Below are 427 nucleotides of genomic sequence, written 5' to 3'. Positions count from 1 at the left end.
TTTCGACAGAGCTCGGCGGTGGCGGCGGGGTATCGCCCGCGGCCATCGATATCGCGGAGCACGGCGTGATGCGGCTCCTTCACCACGTCGGCGTGACAAAGAGGCCGTTGACGGACCGTCTGCCGGAGGACTGCCGACTGATCAAGCGTGTTCCAAGCCGGGACTACATCTACGCCGAAACCAGTGAGCGCGGCCTGTTTGAGCCCTTTGTCGGCCTTGGCGACCGGGTCGAGGCGGGCCAGACGACTGGCCTCATTCATTTCACAACTGCGCCTTGGCGCGAGCCGCAGCCGGTGATCGCCAAATCAGATGGCGTGATCCTCTGCCGGCGGATCCCTGCACGGACGGGCCTCGGCGACTGCGTCTTCGTACTTGGGAAGGATTGGACCGCATGAACTACCAGAAGCTAAACCACCATCAACGAGAT

General features: G+C 63.0%; 1 protein-coding gene. It reads left to right on the top strand.

All coding sequences use genetic code 11. The features are described 5' to 3' along the window. The coding region (locus tag PY650_RS36835) for a succinylglutamate desuccinylase/aspartoacylase family protein (RefSeq protein ID WP_285885038.1) at positions 1–395 on the top strand (395 nt) is incomplete at its 5' end. Between the last annotated feature and the right edge of the window lie 32 nt (positions 396–427).

Source organism: Martinezella calliandrae, assembly GCF_030272695.1.
GTDB lineage: Bacteria > Pseudomonadota > Alphaproteobacteria > Rhizobiales > Rhizobiaceae > Rhizobium > Rhizobium calliandrae.
Note: the sequence above shows the minus strand (reverse complement) of the source record. Positions and strands in the feature narration are given on the sequence as shown.